16 protein-coding genes are annotated in these 17,713 nt (G+C 54.8%); 11 read left to right on the top strand and 5 right to left on the bottom strand.

From position 1 onward, the window contains the following. The first annotated feature begins 107 nt into the window (after positions 1–107). The 9 genes from FEF65_RS12190 (at position 108) to FEF65_RS12150 (ending at position 11,526) form a co-directional block, all read left to right on the top strand. On the top strand, positions 108–2,399 hold the full coding sequence (locus tag FEF65_RS12190; protein ID WP_138240102.1) for an AsmA family protein: 2,292 nt from the start codon (positions 108–110) through the stop codon (positions 2,397–2,399). A gap of 335 nt (positions 2,400–2,734) precedes the next feature. Next, the gene (locus FEF65_RS12185; protein WP_138240101.1) at positions 2,735–3,352 is read left to right on the top strand and encodes an L-threonylcarbamoyladenylate synthase; all 618 of its coding nucleotides are present in this window, start codon (positions 2,735–2,737) and stop codon (positions 3,350–3,352) included. A 96-nt stretch (positions 3,353–3,448) separates the two neighbouring features. Then, on the top strand, positions 3,449–3,967 hold the full coding sequence (locus FEF65_RS12180; protein ID WP_138240100.1) for a YqhA family protein: 519 nt from the start codon (positions 3,449–3,451) through the stop codon (positions 3,965–3,967). 9 nt (positions 3,968–3,976) lie between these two features. Beyond that, positions 3,977–4,663 carry a potassium channel family protein gene (locus FEF65_RS12175; RefSeq protein ID WP_138240099.1) on the top strand — a complete coding sequence of 229 codons (687 nt, stop codon included), beginning with the start codon at positions 3,977–3,979 and terminating at the stop codon, positions 4,661–4,663. A 429-nt stretch (positions 4,664–5,092) separates the two neighbouring features. Then, complete coding sequence (locus tag FEF65_RS12170; RefSeq protein ID WP_138240098.1) at positions 5,093–5,641, top strand: YaeQ family protein; 549 nt, start codon at positions 5,093–5,095, stop codon at positions 5,639–5,641. A gap of 4 nt (positions 5,642–5,645) precedes the next feature. Continuing rightward, positions 5,646–6,890 (top strand): DEAD/DEAH box helicase, encoded by a 1,245-nt coding sequence (locus FEF65_RS12165; protein WP_138240097.1) that lies wholly within the window; start codon positions 5,646–5,648, stop codon positions 6,888–6,890. Between the two features lie 14 nt (positions 6,891–6,904). After that, on the top strand, positions 6,905–7,567 hold the full coding sequence (locus tag FEF65_RS12160) for a YceH family protein (protein WP_138240096.1): 663 nt from the start codon (positions 6,905–6,907) through the stop codon (positions 7,565–7,567). 38 nt (positions 7,568–7,605) lie between these two features. Next, the gene (locus FEF65_RS12155; RefSeq protein WP_138240095.1) at positions 7,606–8,385 is read left to right on the top strand and encodes a PhzF family phenazine biosynthesis protein; all 780 of its coding nucleotides are present in this window, start codon (positions 7,606–7,608) and stop codon (positions 8,383–8,385) included. A 105-nt stretch (positions 8,386–8,490) separates the two neighbouring features. Further along, the gene (locus tag FEF65_RS12150) at positions 8,491–11,526 is read left to right on the top strand and encodes an efflux RND transporter permease subunit (protein WP_138240094.1); all 3,036 of its coding nucleotides are present in this window, start codon (positions 8,491–8,493) and stop codon (positions 11,524–11,526) included. A 431-nt stretch (positions 11,527–11,957) separates the two neighbouring features. Here the strand turns inward: FEF65_RS12150 and FEF65_RS12140 are convergent, their stop codons facing one another. Both FEF65_RS12140 and FEF65_RS12135 read right to left on the bottom strand, forming a co-directional pair. Continuing rightward, the gene (locus FEF65_RS12140; protein ID WP_138240093.1) at positions 11,958–12,998 is read right to left on the bottom strand and encodes an IS110 family RNA-guided transposase; all 1,041 of its coding nucleotides are present in this window, start codon (positions 12,996–12,998) and stop codon (positions 11,958–11,960) included. A 320-nt stretch (positions 12,999–13,318) separates the two neighbouring features. Further along, positions 13,319–13,708, bottom strand: a complete 390-nt coding sequence (locus FEF65_RS12135; protein ID WP_138240092.1) for a winged helix-turn-helix transcriptional regulator — start codon at positions 13,706–13,708, stop codon at positions 13,319–13,321. 85 nt (positions 13,709–13,793) lie between these two features. Here FEF65_RS12135 and FEF65_RS12130 point away from each other — a divergent pair, with 85 nt between their 5' ends. Further along, complete coding sequence (locus FEF65_RS12130) at positions 13,794–14,669, top strand: SDR family oxidoreductase (RefSeq protein WP_138240091.1); 876 nt, start codon at positions 13,794–13,796, stop codon at positions 14,667–14,669. A 345-nt stretch (positions 14,670–15,014) separates the two neighbouring features. Then, positions 15,015–15,296: a hypothetical protein gene (locus FEF65_RS12125; RefSeq protein WP_138240090.1), complete on the top strand. Its 282-nt coding sequence runs from the start codon at positions 15,015–15,017 to the stop codon at positions 15,294–15,296. A gap of 45 nt (positions 15,297–15,341) precedes the next feature. Here FEF65_RS12125 and FEF65_RS12120 read toward each other — a convergent pair whose 3' ends face one another. The 3 genes from FEF65_RS12120 to rph all read right to left on the bottom strand — a co-directional run bounded on the left by FEF65_RS12120 (position 15,342) and on the right by rph (position 17,711). Beyond that, a complete protein-coding gene (locus FEF65_RS12120; RefSeq protein WP_138240089.1) occupies positions 15,342–16,289 on the bottom strand; it encodes a magnesium transporter CorA family protein in 948 nt (315 codons plus the stop codon). Between the two features lie 116 nt (positions 16,290–16,405). Continuing rightward, positions 16,406–16,987: an RdgB/HAM1 family non-canonical purine NTP pyrophosphatase gene (gene rdgB, locus FEF65_RS12115; protein WP_138240132.1), complete on the bottom strand. Its 582-nt coding sequence runs from the start codon at positions 16,985–16,987 to the stop codon at positions 16,406–16,408. Between the two features lie 10 nt (positions 16,988–16,997). Then, positions 16,998–17,711 carry a ribonuclease PH gene (gene rph, locus FEF65_RS12110; RefSeq protein WP_138240088.1) on the bottom strand — a complete coding sequence of 238 codons (714 nt, stop codon included), beginning with the start codon at positions 17,709–17,711 and terminating at the stop codon, positions 16,998–17,000. Between the last annotated feature and the right edge of the window lie 2 nt (positions 17,712–17,713).

Below are 17,713 nucleotides of genomic sequence, written 5' to 3'. Positions count from 1 at the left end.
GCCTGTTATTCTGTTGGTGTTTTGAATATTTAAACGATGTATGTCTGTTGCCGGCTTTTTTTGTCAGGCCGGGGACAATCAAGGCAAGATGATCAAGGAGTATATCTATGAGTACCGCCCTGACAAAAACCATCCGCTATACGCTTGGCGTGGTAGGACTGGTGATTGTGCTGTTGCTGGCAGCGCCGTTTTTTATCGATATCAACAGTTACAAGGGAGAGATCGAGAAAAAGGTCGAGGACGCAACAGGCCGAAAACTGGTGGTTGGAAATATCAGTGCGTCGCTGTTCCCATGGGTGGGTGTCGAACTTGATGATGTTCGCCTGGCCAACCGGTCGGGCTTTTCCAGTCATGACTTTGTATCGGTACAGAAGCTGCATGTGAAGCTGGCGCTGCTGCCGTTGTTGAGTAAAAGTATTGAAATCAAACATTTTGAGGTGGTTGCACCGCAGCTTTATCTGGAGCGGCATGAAAACGGTGATACCAACTGGGGTGATCTGGCCGGCCAGGCACCTGCATCAGCTGCCGCAGCAGCACCTGTGGCTCCGGCGACCGGAGGCAAGGATGTTGCCGGTGGCATGGCTCTGGTTGCACTGCAGGCGGAGTCACTTTCACTGACCGATGGCGAGCTGACCTGGGTGGATGGAAAAGAGAAGCCGGTGGCATTGACCGAATTGGCAGTGATGCTGAAAGATGTTCAGCTCAAGCGGCCTGTTTCGGTTACTGTATCAGGTAAACTCAGCGGCAACCCGTTTGAGCTGGATGCCAATGTCGGCCCGATCGGTGATCTTGCTACCATCAACCCTGCCAGTCTGCCTCTGCAAGGGCATTTGAAAGCGGAAAATATTCATCTGCAGCCATTTGCCGGCATGATCTCCGGTTGGCCGGCCCAGCTTGGTGATGTGAACAGCGCGACAGTCGGATTGACGGCTAATATTGAGCAGCACCCCGATGGCCTTCGTCTCGGAGAGGGATCTGTTTCACTGGATGCGGCACACAAGCTGGCGTTGAGCTGGAAGGTGGAGATGCCGAATGCGGATATGCTTAAAATCGGTACGCTGGCGCTCGCCGTCGACAGCAAGTCGCTGCTTGCTGTGAATGGCTCGCTGCAGAAGCTTTCCACAAAGCCTGCTTTTCAGCTGCATGTTGAAACGCAACCGATTACTCGCAGCTGGCTGACACCGTTTGTACCTGCATTGCAGGATCTGTATGGCGCTCATCCCGCACCATGGACACAGTTGGCACTGAATGCCCTGCTGGCAGGCAACGCCGATCATCTCGATATCAGTGATATGCAACTGATGCTTGATCAGGACGTCCTCAAACTCACCGGTGCGGTGGCGTTTGCCGGGCCGGATATTCGCTTGCGGATCAATGGTAAGCAGCTGCATATGGATCCGTGGCTGCCACAGGGGCAGGCAGAGCAGAAATCGGCTGCGCTTACGCTGGTTCCGGAAGCAGTTGCGGTGGAGGCACCGGCTGAGCCTGATCTGCGTTTCCTTAAAAGCTGGCGCGTCACAACCCAGCTGAATGTCGCTACAGTTTATCTGCGCGGGCTGGAGATGGGCGATTTTGGCGTCACCATCAATGGCATGAACGGCCAGTTCGAGCTTAACCCGTTAAGTTTTACGCTGGCCGGGGGCAAGGTGGTTGAAAAAGCATCCCTGAATGCAGCGACCTATCCAGCCAGCTGGAAAGAGTCGGTGCATATGACCGGCGTTCAGGCTGGTCCGTTGCTTAAGGCACTTGCCGGTATGGATTTGCTGAGCGGTACGATGGCCATGGACACCCAGCTCAAGGCCACAGGTCTGACCCAATCGGCGGTGCAGGCGCTGAACGGACGCGGTAGCGTGCTGTTTAAGGATGGTGCACTCAAGGGCTATGACATTGCCGGGGCGATTCGTGCATTCACCAATCCTGCTGCAGCGGCAAACGGGCCGCAGCAGACGGACTTCGCACAGTTGTCCGGCAGCTTTGATATCGTCAATGGTGTTGCTACGAATCCGGATCTGTTTATGGCCTCTCCTCTGTTGCGCGTCACCGGTAAGGGGGTGGTGGACCTCGTTCGCAAGGTGCTCGACTACCATGTTGAGCCGCGTGTGGTGGGTACGCTGAAAGGGCAGGGGGACACGGTTCTGCGACAGGGACTGGTTGTGCCGCTACATATCACCGGTCCATTTGATGCTCCCTCCATCAAGCCTGAAATCAATGCCAAAACCCTGATCGATAATGCACCGGCACTGTTGAACAATCCGAAGATCGGTGGCGCGCTCGGCGGTTTGCTGGGCGGAAGCAAGAAATCGGCTGATCCGGCTCAGCCTGCAGCGCCGACCCAACAGCCGGCGGCACCGGCGCAACAGTTGCTGAAGGGTTTTGGTGGCATGCTGCCGCGCTTTTGAATTGCCACACCTCTGGGAAGATGCTGATTGATTGCCCTCGTGGCAAAAAACAGTTCGCAAAGACAAAAGTGTGACAAAGAGGCAGGCAGCCGATTGGACGGCCAACGGCCGCCCGCAGGGCGAGGGCATGATGCCCGAGTCATTTTGTCTTTGCATACAAATCAGGCACTTACGCGTCTGATTTGATTCGCTGCGTCCTGCAGCTCACATGGCGGCGGCAAAACCGTCCAATCCGGCTATCCTGCCGGATTGTGGCGTCCGTCCATGGCTCGCTCGGAATCGCTGGATTAATCAGCGATTTCCTGGCGAATATATTGAAACCTTGGTAGTGAGTTATGCATGTTTTTGAACACCTCCGGATGAACCCGGAACGTCCGCAGATTCGACAAATCAAACGAGGGGGGGAACTGTTACGGCAGGGCTGTTTCCTGGTGGTGCCGACCGACTCCACCTATGTGCTTCTCTGTTTGCCCGAGTCTGTTGATGCGATTGCGGATATTCGTCGCTTGCGGCGGCTGGATGATACCCATCTGTGGTCGGTGATGTGTGCCGATCTCTCTCAGGCGGCCATGTGTGTCAGTATGGATAATCATGCCCACCGTGTACTCAAACGCTGCCTGCCGGGTCCCTATACATTTATTCTGCCGGCAAACTCACAGTTGCCGCGCAGAATATTTGGCAAGCGCCGGGATGTCGGTATTCGTATGCCGGATCATCCGGTCTGCAGTATGTTGCTGGAAGAGATGGCAACCCCCTTGCTTGCTACAACACTGGAGTTGCCGGGGGAAGACGGAGCGGCTTTCGATCCTGATGAATTCGTGCCGCTACTGAAGCATTTCTCCTGTGGTGTGATGGATGCCGGATGGGGAGGAATGGAGCCGACAACCGTGGTGGATCTGTGTGATGGGGAGCCGATACTGGTGCGTCAGGGGACGGGCGCATGGCCGGCATAGTGAATGGACGGCAAGGGCGGAATTACGGTCTCTCTTGCCTCTGGTGATTCGGAAATAAATCATTAGGTTTACGGAAAATTGGCAGAGGGGAAAATAATGAAACTATTTCTTGAAAAGCTGTTGTGGAACTCCCGTTATATGACGCTCCTGGCTGTATGGTCGTGTGTGGTTGGCATGGCCCTGCTGTTTGTCTCATCTGCGGTGGATATGGGGGTGCTGCTGGTTGAGTATGTGAATGTTGAGTTCCTTGGCCATGAATATGATGGCGACTTCCATACCGCTGTGGTTAGCCATGTGATTACGGCAGTCGATGACTTCCTGCTGGCGATTGTACTGCTGATTTTTGCGCTCGGTGTGTATGAGCTGCATATCGACAAGATTGATTTTGCCCGTGACAGCGAGACAGCCGGGAAGCTGTTGCAGATTGAAAGTCTGGATGATCTGAAGGATCGACTGGGAAAAGTAATCCTGATGATTCTGATCGTGGCATTCTTCAAGAATGTATTGCATGTAAAGTTCGATGATCCGTTGAACATTCTTTACATGGGTGGTGGGATTTTCCTGGTCTCGCTGGCGCTCTATTTCGGCCACAAGGCTGGTGAAAGCGAACACTAAGCGGTTGCTATGAAGCACAGGCTGGCCTGGCAGCGCCTGCTTGATACGGGGCTATTTTCCGCCACCCTTGGTGCGGTTGCGGCTACCTTTATAGAGAATCTGCCTGACTGGGTTACGATCGCCGCCCTGTTTGCCTTTGTGATTATGTTTTTCATTCGCTGGCGACTGGATGAGAACCGCACAGCGTGGATGAAGGCCAACTGGTTTGATCTGGCGCTGGTTGTACTGCTCTCCTCACCGGTTTTACGAATGCTGATGGCATTGCGGCTGGCGCACCTGCTTCCGGCCCTTCGCCTTGGCGCCATGATCCGGGCCAACCGTGAGCGGCTGCTTCGCCTGCTGATTCTCTCCGGTGAGAGCCTGCCGGTGGCAATGGCGTTGATGTTCGGACTGGTCTTTGCCTTTGGTACGACCACGTTTCTGCTGGAGCACGGGCAGAACCCCCAGTTCAAGGAGATACAGGATGGCTTGTGGTGGGCTTTCGTTACGCTGACGACGGTCGGTTATGGCGATATTGTACCGATTACGTCGGCCGGCCGTATTGTCGCTGTCATGACGATGATACTCGGCATTGTGGTCTATTCGCTGATTGTCGCCAACCTGACCGTTTTTATTGAAGATTATGGTCGCAAGCATGCGGCTGCAGCGGTGCGGGTCAGGGATGATGTCGATCCTCCCGAGCCTCCGGCAAGCTGACCGGGGCTGCTGCCCCGGTTGTTTAAATGAGATGCTGATTGATTGCCCTCCTGGCAAAAATCAGTTCGCAAAGGCAAAAGCGTCGTTTTTCCTTTGCTTACAAATCAAACACTTACGTGTCTGATTTGGCGGGCCGTCCATGGCCCGCACGGAAGCACTGAACTTATCAGCGCTTCCTTAAATGAGATGCTGATTGATTGTCATCCTGGCAAAAATCAGTTCGCAAAGGCAAAAGCGTAACAAAGAGGCAGGAGCCGATTGGACGACCAAAGGCCGCCCGCGGGCGAGGGCATGATGCCCGAGTCATTTTACCGTTGCTTACCAATCCGGCGCGAAAGTGTTTCCTTAAACCGTGTGGCAAGCAGCCTCTGATAGCGTTTGGATGTGCTAACACTTGCCTGACAGGCGAATGTGACTTAGAAGCTGTGAATGGCACTTAAATCGACAATATTCAAAGCTGAGTTGCAGATCACCGATATGGATCGCAACTATTATCAGGATCATCAGCTGACCATTGCCCGGCATCCGTCTGAAAATGATGAGCGTATGATGGTCCGCCTGCTTGCCTTTGCACTGAATGCCAGTGAAACGCTGCAGTTTACCAAAGGGTTGAGCGAAGATGATGAGCCGGATATCTGGCAGAAGAATTTCAGTGATGAAATTGAACTGTGGATTGAGCTGGGGCAGCCGGATGAGAAACGCATTCGCAAGGCCTGTGGTCGCTCCCGGCGTGTGATGATTTACGTCTATCAGTATCGCAGCGGCAAGGCCTGGTGGGAGCAGCATCAGAACAAGCTGGCACGATTTGACAACCTTGCGGTGGTCGCCATTTCAGATGCTGTGGTGACAGCACTGGGTGAAATGGCACAGCGGGCGATGCGATTGCAGTGCACGGTCTCGGATGGCCAGTTGTGGTTTACCAGCGGGGATCAGGCTATTGAGATCACGCCGGAAATATGGAAATACGTGAAAGAGTGAGCATATGAAATTTGATCAGTACTATATTTCTTCAGACATCAAGAAGAACCTTGCCCGGCTCGGCTTTAAGCGGCCGACTGATATTCAGTTCAAGGCCATCCCATCCATTCAGGATGGTGAAGATGTACTGGCGATTGCGCAGACAGGAACAGGGAAGACCGCGGCCTTTGCGATTCCGGTGATTGATAAAATTCACCGCTATAAAACCAGCAAACGTTCTCGCGGCATCAAATGTATTGTCATGGTGCCGACCCGCGAGCTGGCCTTGCAAATCGGTGAGGTGTTCAAGGAGCTGGCCAAACATACCAAGGTGATGGTGTTTACGTTGCACGGCGGCATTGAGCAGGATGCACAAATCATCAAGTTGCAGGATGGCGTGGATGTGCTGATCGCTACGCCCGGGCGGATGTTTGATCTGATCAGTCAGGGCGCGATCCGTCTGGAAAAAGTCAGTACACTGGTGCTTGATGAAGCCGACCATATGCTGGCGCTCGGTTTTATCGAGGATATCCGTTACATCAAAAAGATGCTCAGGCAGAAGCATCAGACCCTTTTCTTCTCCGCCACGATCAATGATGAGATCAGGAAGCTGGCCTATTCACAGGTGAATAGTGCGGCGATACGCATTCAGATATCGCCGGAGGATCGCATCTCAAAAAATGTCAGTCATGCGGTGATGTTTGTTGATATGGATGACAAGCGCTTCTTTCTTGCCCGCTTTCTGCAGGATCACCCGGAAGGAAAGGTGATGATCTTTGTTCGTACCAAAGTCAGGGCTGAGCGGGTTGCCGCGGCCATGGCGCGGGCCGGGATTGAGGTGCTCAGCATTCATGGAGACAAGGATCAGGGGGAGCGTTCCTCTGCCATGCGATCGTTTCGTGAAGGTGGTTGCCGGGTACTGGTGGCAACCGATATCAGTGCACGTGGCATTGATGTGGCGGATGTTGCTTATGTGATCAATTATGATTTACCGGATAAGCCCGAGAATTATGTACATCGTGTTGGACGCACAGGGCGCGGTATGAACAAGGGTGAGGCCATCTCTTTCTGTAGCAGGGAGGAGCGCCCGTTGCTGGAGGCAATTGAGGCATTTATTACCAAGCCTGTGGAGGTGATGAAGGTGAATGATGAAGGGTATGCTGACATCATTCGCACGCCGGATAAGGCTGCGCTGGAATTGCAGGCCCTGGTGGCTGAACATGAGGCCTGGCTGAAAGGGGCCGGTAAAAAATCGAAAAAGAGAAAATAATCAAACAGGGGGAAATGGTGATCGAAGAAGCGGTTGAAGGGATGTTGTCGGAGCGGGAGGCGAGAGTGCTTGGCTCGCTGATGGAGAAACAGATGACAACACCTGACTACTATCCACTGACGCTCAAGGCATTAACGGCGGCCTGCAACCAGAAGAGCAGCCGGCTGCCGGTGATGAATCTGAGCGAGAGCGAAGTGGCTGGTATCGTCAATGAGTTGCGCGGGCGCGGGCTGGTGACAGCACGCATGGATGGCCGGGTCGATCGCTTTGAACATCATCTGGCACGAAAGCTCACGCTTTCCTCAAAAGAGCGGGCGATTGTCTGTGTATTGCTGTTGCGTGGAGCCCAGACTCTGAATGAGATCCGTATCAATACCGGTCGTATGGCCACTTTTGACGAGGCGGCAGAGCTACACGCTGTCGTGGAAGCACTGATGACGCGTGAAGTTCCCCTGCTGGTGCGTATACCCAGAGCTTCAGGACAGCGGGAGGATCGTTATGCCCATCTGCTCTGTGGTCAACCCGAGATGACTGTGGCCGCAACAACGCCGGCCGGTTCGGCCAGTCATGGTGCGGAGTCGGATCGAATTGCCATGCTTGAGCAGGAAGTGGCTGAGCTGAAGGCCGAGCTGCAGCTGTTGTGGGAGCTGACAGGTTTGCAGAAGGAAAAGCAGTAACGGGTCACTGATTCCGGTGCTCATGTTCGGAGGGAAGGGTGCAGCTCAGACAGTATCAGGTGGATGCATTTAGCGATCAGGTTTTTGGTGGTAACCCTGCTGCTGTCGTGCCGTTATCGACATGGCCGGATGATGCAGTATTGCAGGCCATTGCCGCAGAGAACAACCTTTCTGAAACGGCATTTTTTTCGCCTTCTCAAAAGGGGGTTCGCCTGCGCTGGTTTACCCCGGTCAGGGAAGTGGATTTATGCGGGCATGCAACGCTGGCCAGTGCACATGTCATTTTTCAGGAGCTCGCATCTTCAGCTGCAGAGGTTCTGTTTGAAACGCACAGTGGTGAGCTGTTTGTAAAAAAGCGGGGGGCATGGCTGGAGATGGATTTTCCGGCCAGCCATGCCGTGCTATGCCCTGTGCCGGAGATATTGCTGAGAGGGCTTGCCCGACCGCCTGTCGAGGTGCTGGCGGCAGAGGATTATCTTGTCGTTGTCGACGATGAAAGCGATGTGCTGAGTTACGTTCCCGAACATAATCTGTTGGCTCAGCTGGATCTGCGCGGTGTGATTGTGACGGCTCCCGGTCGTGATGTTGATTTTGTCAGTCGCTTTTTTGCACCGAAATTCGGTATTCCCGAAGATCCGGTGACCGGTTCGGCTCACTGCGCTCTGGCACCTTACTGGGCCAACAGAACGGGCCGGGACAGGCTTGCAGCCAGGCAGCTTTCGCGGCGGGGTGGCTATATCGACTGCGAGGTGCGGGGGAAGCGTGTGCTGCTATCAGGGCAGGCGGTGACATTCATGATTGCGGATATCTTTTTTTGATCAGGGGTATTGTACTGTAGTCCCCCCATATTCAGTGGCGGGAAAAGCGGCTAAGATTCCCATCCTATGCAGGCATGGGGGCGCCGTCGTTCATAACCGGCAAATATGAAATTACCGAATCTCTCCAAATGGGCCATCCGTAATCAGCCGGTGGTGTTATATCTGCTGCTGGCGCTGCTGTTATCCGGCATTTATGCCTATTTTCAGCTGCCGCAGAAAGAGGATCCTGACTTTACCTTCAAGGTGATGACGGTCACCGCCAAATGGCCGGGGGCGACGGCCCGTGAGATGGAGCAGCAGGTCACAGATCGTATTGAGCTTGCGCTGCAGGAAACGCCATGGCTGGATAACCTGAGCAGTTTCTCAAAACCGGGTGAGTCGGTTATTTTCGTGACGCTGCAGGATACCATGCCTCCGGCTGAATTGTCCCGGGTCTGGATGACTGCCCGCAAGAAGCTGGCCGATATGGATATGCTGCCCGAGGGTGTGCAGAAGCCGGTGATCAATGATGAATACGGCGAAACGTTCGGTTCTGTCTATGCGTTTACTTCAACGTCGCTGACGCCGGCACAACTTGCACAGGAGGTTATGCAGGCAAGGCGGGAGCTGCTTGCCATTGCCGGTGTTGGCAAGGTCGTCCCGATCGGTTTGCAGCCCGAGAAAATCTACATTGAATTTTCCAGTGACAAATTCGCCTCCGAGGGCATTGATCCGCTACAGGTTGCCGCCATTCTGAAAGCGCAGAATGCGATGGAGCCGGCAGGCGAGATCACCACCGAAGACAGCGTGGTCAGCATGCGCGTCGGCGGCGATTTTCTTTCACTACAGAGTATTAAAGACATCGGGATTCCGGTTAACGGCAAGGTCCACCGCCTGGGTGATATCAGTTATATTTATCGTGGTTACCAGGAGCCGGCGCAATTCAGGATGCGCTTTATGGGTAAAGATGCGGTGGGACTGGCCGTATCGCTTGCGCCCGGGGCCGATGAGACCCGTGTCGGCCACATGCTGGATGAAGCGATGGCCCATATGCGCACGCGGATGCCACAGGGTATGCAAGTTCATCAGGTAGCCAATCAGCCGCAGGTGGTGAAACACGCCATTGACCAGTTTATGCGTGCGCTGACGGAGGCACTGCTGATCGTTCTGGCGATGGGATTTGTTGTGCTGGGCTGGCGTGCCGGCCTGGTGGTGGGGCTGTCGATTCCGCTGGTCATGGCCGGAACCTTTCTGTTGATGAAGGCCTTTGGCATCGATCTGCACCGCGTTTCTGTCGGTGCACTGATTATTGCCATTGGCTTGCTGGTGGATGACGCCATGATCACCGTGGAAATGATGAAGGTGAAGCTTGAGCAGGGGTGGAGCCGGGCAGCCGCAACAACCTTCGCCTATCAGAGCACTGCCTTTCCGATGCTGACCGGCACGCTGATAACTGCAGCCGCATTCCTGCCGGTCGGCCTCGCCAAATCCTCGGCCGGTGAATATACCTTCTCGATCTGTGCCGTCGTTACGCTTTCCCTGTTGGTATCCTGGCTGGTGGCCGTCGTATTTACGCCATTTATCGGTTATCGGCTGCTGGGCGAGCATACCGATCACATTGAGCGACAGTATCATACCTCCTTTTACCATATGTTCCGGCGTGTGGTCGAAATGTGTCTTGCCTGGCGCAAGAGCGTTGTCGCTGTCACCGTCATTCTGTTTGCACTGGCGATTGCCGGTTTTGATCGGGTCGAGCAGCAGTTTTTCCCGCCTTCCGAGCGTCCGGAGCTGCTGCTGGATGTGTGGCTGCCGGAGGGAACCTCATTTGCCATGACCGAAACGGTGACAGCCAGAGTTGAAGCACTGCTTGCCCAGGACAAGGATATAAAACAGTACACCAGTTATATCGGTGGCGGCTCGCCGAGATTCTATCTGCCGCTCGATCTGGAACCGGCAGCGATCAATTATGCACAACTGGTGATAGAGACCCGCGATATCAAGGGGCGCGAGGCTGTGCTAAAGCGCATCCGTAGCAAAATCGATCAGGAGTACCCGGACTCCGGCGTGCGTATTGCACGTCTTGAAAACGGACCTCCCGTTGGCTATCCGATCCAGTTTACCATTACCGGAAAAGAGCCGGATAAAATTCGCCGCATTGCCGATGATGTCATGAAGGTGGTGCAGCAGAACGGGCACACCAAACATGTCAGTCAGGATTCGGATGAGCCTGTGCATACGCTGCGTATCAATCTGGATCAGAAGAAGGCGCGTGCCTTTGGTATTTCCTCGCAGAATCTGTCGCGTCACTTGCAGATGCTGTTGTCCGGTCTCACCGTCAGCTACTACCGTGAAGGGGGCGAGCAGCTTGAAATTGTGATGCGGGCCGATGAGTTTGATCGCAGCGATCCGTTATTGCTGGATCATGCCGCTATTCATACCGACAGTGGCAGTTTCGTACCGCTGCCGAGTATTGCCACGATCAGGCAGAGTACAGAGGAGGGGATTATCTGGCGCCTGAATCGCCAGCCGGTGGTGACCGTTCGTGCCGATATTTCGGACGATGTGCAGGCGCCTGATGTCAGTGCAGCCATCGACGAAAAACTGGCGGAGCTGCGGGCATCGTTACCCAGAGGTTACAACATCGAGGCGGGCGGAGCGATGGAGGAGAGCGACAAATCTACCGATTCGATTATTGCGGTGTTACCGCTGATGGGCTTTATCATTCTGACGTTGCTAATGGTGCAGCTGCGCAGCTTCTCGCTGACAGCACTGGTATTGCTCACAGCCCCCCTTGGTCTGATCGGGGTGACTGCATCACTGCTGGCCTTCCATGTTCCATTCGGCTTTGTTGCGATGCTCGGCATGATCTCGCTGGCCGGTATGATCATGCGCAACTCGGTGATCCTGGTTGATCAGATTGAACAGGATATGGCCTCAGGTCTTTCCCGCTACGAATCCATTATCGACTCGACCGTTCGTCGTGCCCGGCCGATCCTGCTGACGGCAGCGGCGGCCATTCTTGCGATGATCCCGCTGACCTCCAGCGTCTTCTGGGGACCGATGGCTGTTGTCATTATGGGAGGGTTGTTTGTGGCCACGTTGCTGACGCTGCTCTTTCTGCCGGCGCTGTATGCACTGTGGTACCGGGTGAAGGCGGAATAGTTTCCTGCTCATGATTGTTGCCTCGATATTGAATGCCCGTATTGGATATATCGATCACTGACATCAGGCGTTTTAAAGCTGATCAGTATCATCTTTGTCCGTGTGATTTGACTATGTCTGGTTCGGAACAGCCTCCTAAACCACTGCTGCCGACTTTTTCAAATACCCATATGTCATATATGGTCCGTCCCGCACTGCAAGGAAAAAGTTTAGATGCATCAAAGGAAGTTGCGTACATATATCCGGCCTTTGTTTGAAGCTGAATCGCTTCTGACCCTGATGGAAATCCGCGCATTCCCGACCTCATCAAGCCTGCGACCTTCAATGGCCCATGACATTTTCAGGTTTCTGGAAATGCAGCTGTCCACTTTGTATGCCATCATCTCACTTCATCCACGCAGTTCGTTGAAATCATATAATCTCGTCTTCGTTTAAGCCGCCGTCACCTTGTATTCGCCACCTCTGCTTAATAATGCCCAGGCCGTTCGTACGATCTTGTTGGCTAAAGCCACTGCGGCAATGTTTTGCCCTCGCCGAGCCTCAAGAGCAACAGCCCATTGGCTACGTCTGTCCTGCTTTTTCTTTGCCGCCAGCAAATCTGATCGTGCGCCGTGAATCAGCATGGTGCGTAAATAAGCATCGCCGTGCTTGCTGATACCAAGCAACTTCGGCTTCCCACCTGTAGAGTGCTGTCTTGGAACCAGCCCCAGCCATGCCGACATTTCGCGACCGTTTTTGAACGCTTTCGCATCCGCAACCGCAGCCACCAGTATAGTTGAGATCATCGGCCCAACTCCGGGGATCGTCATCAACCGACGACATGCATCACTCTGGGCGCTTAGCTGTTTGATTTGCAAATCATAGGCGGCAATGCGCTCATCAAGCCGGTGAAACTCATCCTGAAGACCGGATAACAGCTCTCGAAACATGGGGCTTAATGCATTATCTGCATCCTCCAATATTCCAGGCAACGCTTTTCGCAAGGTCGCAACGCCCTTGGCTGCCACCAACCCGTATTCCATCAGAAACCCGCGTATCTGATTCAGCTGAGCCGTACGATGAGACACCGCCAGACTTCTTGCCCGGTGCAGGCTTTGAATATCCTGCTGCTCAATGCTCTTAATCGGTACGAATCGCATGTTTGGACGTTGCACTGCTTCGCAAACCGCCTCGGCATCCACTTCATCGTTCTTATTGCTCTTCACATAGGGCTTCACAAACTGAGGGCTCATTAAACGTACGTCATGACCCATCGTTCTGAATTTTCGTGCCCAGTCATGCGCTCCTCCGCACGCCTCCATGCCAACCAGACAGGGCGGAAGATGTGTCATGAAAAGCATCAGTTTGCGACGGCTGAGTTTCTTGCGGACAATCACATGACCTTGCTCATTCACACCGTGTAGTTGAAATGACTCCTTCGCCAAATCAATGCCAACTACCTTGATCTCATTCGTTACGATAGAATTTCTCATGGTTCGTTCCGCTCCTTGATCAAATAGTCTGTGTCCTCACCGGACAGCTCTATTTTGGCACATTGCGATGCCGTTTGAGGAGCGGGACGGACCATCCCATTAAGCCCGACCCGCTTCCCGACCCGCTTCCCAACAGGCTGGCGTATATGCTGGGCGTATATTTATTGAGAAAAATGGCCAATCTGCATCTGGCTGACGTGGCGGAAATGTGTGGCGTGTCTTCGCCCAGAATATCCCAGATCCAGTCGGAAGTTCAGGGCGGGCCTTTGATGGAATCTGCCAATCAGATATTGGCTGACTATAAACTAAAGAACTGACCCTCACTCACTCACGGGGCGGGACTCCATAATGCGCGGCAGATTTTCCTCGATCCAGTCGGTGAGTCCCTCGACGCGAATGGATAACTCCTCACCGAGCGGCGTCAGGCTGTATTCGACATGCGGCGGTACCACCGGGTAAGCGATACGCTTCACAAAGCCATCGGCCTCCAGACATTGCAGGGTCTGGGCCAGCATCTTCTCGCTTACACCCCCGACGGCCCTGCGCAGTTCGGCAAAGCGGTGGGTACCACGCCCAAGCGCCAGCAACACCAGCACACCCCAGCGGCTGGTAACATGATTCAATATTTTTCGCGATGGGCAGGCTGCGGCCAGTACCGCGCCCCGGCGCATCTTGTCCGCGAGTCCGGTGTTCGATGGGTTCGTTGTCATAGTACTTACCTTTTAGTGTGTACTTACTGGATGAAAGTATGGCGGTTAACCTTGCGCTTGCCAAGACCACTGCAAGGAGAGATCGATGATCGCTATTACCGGAGCTACCGGCCAGTTGGGCCGACTTGTCATCAAACAGCTGTTAAATTCCGTGCCGGCGGGCGAACTGATCGCCGCCGTGCGCTCGCCGCAGCGGGCGGCCGATCTGGCCGCACTCCGGGTGACCGTGCGTTACGCCGACTACGACCGGCCGGAGAGTCTCGCCACCGCATTCGCCGGTGTTCGCAAGCTGCTGCTTATATCCTCCTCTGAGGTAGGCCAGCGCCTGCCACAGCACCGCATGGTGATCGAGGCGGCTGCTGAGGCGGAGGTCGAACTGCTGGCCTACACCAGCATACTGCATTGCGACCGTTCGCCGCTGCTGCTGGCGGCCGAACATCAACAGACCGAAGCGTTGCTGCGCGACTCGGGCCTGTCGTACGTGCTGCTGCGAAATGGCTGGTATACGGAGAACTATATGGCTGCCATCCCGACCGCGCTGCAGTACGGGCAGATCGCCGGCTGTGCCGGCGAGGGGAGGCTATCCTCGGCCAGCCGCAGTGATTATGCGGCAGCGGCGGCAGCCGTACTGACCAGCCCGGCGCAGCAGGCGGGGCGTATCTACGAACTGGCCGGCGATGCGGCATGGACGCTGGCCGAACTGGCTGCAGAAATCTCGGTGCAGTCCGGCATCCCGGTCTCTTTCGACAACGTAGCAGAGGCCGACTATCGCGATATGCTGGTCGGTTTCGGCTTACCCGAAGGATTCGCGCGCGCACTGGCTGATTCGGAGACAGGCATAGCCAATGGCGAACTGTTCGACGACGGCCGGCAATTGAGCCGGCTGATCGGACGCCCGACCACCGCACTCTCTGTCACCGTCGCCGAAACGCTTACCACATTGAACAGCGGCAGCGACTAACCCTCATCCGTAAGCGCGGGGCCAGTTCTTTACCCAATGGCGATGCTGATTTTTGCCCGGATGGCATTAAATCAGCATCGCCTTAGCCATGATTCACTCGGAACATGCGACTGCGATGCGGTAGTTTGTCCCTATACCCGACTTTGACACTCGGTTTTTATATGCTAATACAACAGTGGTGCACCCGACGTAACTGTGTAGCCATGATGGGCTGTGGCTTGTTGGCAGTCTGTGATGGGCATATGTCTCTGTTTCGACGGGCCGAGTGTTGATCTCTGTTTGTCGTCAGGAGGCTGGAAGCGACCGCCTTATGTGCATCAATATCTGTGATGACAGGGGGCACATATGAACAGTGAAACAAACATGGGTAAAAATATCGGTTTTGTCTTTAACAGTCGTTGTTGCGACTTTTGTATTACCACCGTATGCGTGGCGCTTGGCGGTCTGGGGGCGCTGACCGGTCATGAGGGGCTGGTGGCGTTTTGTGTACCCGCTGCGATCGGTTTGATGCGCCAGGCGTTTCCGTTGCTGACCTTTGTATATGTGGTCACCATTGTATTATCGCTCGGACTCACCTTTATCCACCTTGAGGAGCTGCCTCGTGTACTCGAGAAATGGCCGGTATGACCAGTGTACACAGACGAGCGACGCATGACCCGGCAGTGATCGCGATTACCACCATTTCCTGATTTTGAAATAGGTCGCCAGCACCACACCGAGTAACAGCATAGCCCAAATAGAAGCCTGGAATCCGTATGGTGAGCTGAGTATATCCATATGGGTGAAGTTCATGCCGAAAATACCGGCAATGATGCCCATGGGTGTCATGATGACGGTGATCACTGCCAGAAACTTCATCACATCATTCAGTCGCTGACTGAGCAGTGATTGCACTGCCTGCATGACGTTCAGTGCCTGTTCGGCTTTGGATTCAGCCATCACGGCGGCCCGGTTCATGTGTTCTATCGCATCCGCCAGTCGGAGATTGCCGCTAAAGCCCGGCTCCTGTCGTAACTTCTCAATGGCAATGCCGTTGCTTGTGGCGATGCGGGCCAGTGAGGAGAGCTCCTTGCGCATCTGCAGCAGCAGGGCCATATCCGCCTTGCCGACATCAGCAAGGCACGCATCCTCGACGTCATCCATATCTTCGCGCATCTGATAGACCCGGTGCAGCAGATGATCCACCAGTATATGAATGATTTTGCAGGCACATTCATGGACATCAAGCCCGGCCAGTGCCTCCCGGGGGATAATGTGGAAGCGTTCAACCGGCCATATCAGCACGCACATCCTTGCATCCGCCAGCAGCGAGACGCTGGTATTGATGGTTTCACCGTCCGGGTCGGTAGCATCCACAGGAAAGCGGAGAATGATGTGGATGGCATCCTTGCCCAGCCGGGTGAAGTGGGGGGGATGAGCCGGGTTACGAATATCTTTCAGGTGCAGCTCATCGAGGTTAAAGCGGCGCTGGACTGCTTGCAGGATTTCATCCTCGGGTTTGCTTAGCCGCAGGATCGTTTCCTCTTCCTGCAATGTCTCCTGCCAGCTCAGCGGGGCCATGGTGTGCAGGCGGTTGCCAAGGTTGGATGTGCGGGTTGGCTGGTTCTCCGTTGCTTGCATCTGTTTTTCTCCCTGCACTGAATGAGGCCAGACTTTGTGGTTTCGCCTGCTTCTGAACGTCACCGTTACACCTGAGATGCTGCTCTACTTGTGATTCTCAGTCTATGGAGCAAGGTTTACAGGTGGCTGAGCTGTTCCGCCAGTGCCCGCAATGCCCGGCCTCGATGCGATACACCGGCTTTTTCCTCTGCCGTTGCTTCTGCAAAGGCCTTGCCGATTTCAGGGCAGAAGAAAAGCGGATCATAGCCGAAGCCGGCGATGCCGGTGGCCTGCTCAAGAATCATGCCGTGCACCTGACCTTCAGCAGTGATGGCCGGCCGCTGATCGGGAAATGCCAGGTGAAGCGCGCAGGTGAAATGAGCCGAGCGATCACAAGCAGTATGCAACGCTTGCAGCAGTTTGCTGTTATTGGCCCCGTCATTGCCATCCTCACCGGCATAGCGGGCTGAATAGATGCCGGGCGCACCATTGAGTGCATCGACACACAGGCCTGAATCATCGGCCAGTGCCGGCAGGTGGTTGGCCATGGCAAATGCCTCTGCCTTTTTGCGGGCATTGCCGGCAAAGCTGTCGGCATCCTCAATGACATCGACGAAGCAGGTATCAGCAGCTGCCACCAGTTCGATACCGAGTGTGGCGAGAATCGCCTCGATTTCCTGCCGCTTTTTTTTGTTGTTACTGGCGACGACGATTTTCATGTGTGCCATATCAGATGGATGCGGCCTGCAGCTGCAGTGCGGCCAGATCACGTATGCCTTTATCGGCCAGCTGCTTTAACTGCATGAACTGATCCCAGTGCAGGGGTTTGTCTTCAGCAGTTGCCTGTACTTCAATGACACCGCCATCGGGAGTCATGATGAAATTGGCATCCATTGCAGCCTTTGAGTCTTCGCAATATTGCAGGTCGAGCAGCGCTATCCCATCGACGAAGCCGCAACTGACAGCTGCGACCTGGCCGATCATGGGGTCGGCCGCGAGGGTGCCGCCAGCAAGCAATTTGTTGATCGCAATGCGCAGGGCAACCCAGGAGCCGGTGATCGCAGCGGTACGGGTACCGCCATCGGCCTGTAATACATCGCAATCCAGGCTGATGGAGCGGGGGCCCAGTGCCTCCAGATTGACCACGGCACGCAGGCTGCGGCCGATCAGACGCTGAATTTCAACGGTGCGGCCACCCTGTTTACCGTGTGCCGCTTCACGACTGCCACGTGTATGGGTGGCACGGGGCAGCATGCCGTATTCAGCTGTGACCCAGCCTTTGCCGGTGCCGCGCAGAAACGGGGGCTGTTTTTCCTCAACACTTGCCGTGCACAGGACACGGGTATGGCCGAATGAAATCAGCGCCGATCCTTCTGCATAACGGTTGAATGCTGTATCAATGCTGACAGGGCGGAGCTCATCCGCCCGGCGATCTTCGCGCATGC

Origin of the sequence: Mariprofundus erugo (genome assembly GCF_005818865.1) — a bacterium.
GTDB classification, from domain to species: Bacteria; Pseudomonadota; Zetaproteobacteria; order Mariprofundales; family Mariprofundaceae; genus Mariprofundus; species Mariprofundus erugo.
This window is presented reverse-complemented; position numbering and strand designations above follow the sequence as displayed.